At 65.8% G+C, this 389-nt stretch carries 1 protein-coding gene; it reads right to left on the minus strand.

Annotated elements, in window-relative coordinates; translation table 11 throughout:
* Positions 1-389, minus strand: a 389-nt coding sequence (locus tag QWI17_RS00890) for a PTS fructose transporter subunit IIB (protein ID WP_302720602.1), incomplete at both ends; no start/stop codon positions are given.

Below are 389 nucleotides of genomic sequence, written 5' to 3' on the forward strand. Positions count from 1 at the left end.
GGCATCGGCGCTGTTTTCCACCTTGCCTTCGGCCAAGGCCTTGTCCAGCGTGGCCCGCGCCTGCTTGAGGGCGACCCCGGTACCACAGCGGTAAATACGTTTGCCGGCAAAGCGGGCGGTGGGCACCTCAATGTCGGCGGCCAACAGCACCACATCGGCCTGGGCGATGGCTTCGGCAGACAACGGGTTGCGTGCGCCGACCGAGCCCTGGGTTTCCACGGTGAGCTGGTAGCCCACTTGTTGCGCTGCCTGCTGCAAAGCCTCCGCGGCCATGAAGGTGTGAGCCACACCGGTCGGGCAGGCAGTGACTGCAACAATCTTAACGCCGGCAGAACGCTCTTCCAGCGCCGGCTTGCCTGGCACATCCGTCAGCAAGCGGGCGTTGGCCG

Origin of the sequence: Gilvimarinus gilvus (genome assembly GCF_030518155.1) — a bacterium.
GTDB lineage: Bacteria > Pseudomonadota > Gammaproteobacteria > Pseudomonadales > Cellvibrionaceae > Gilvimarinus > Gilvimarinus gilvus.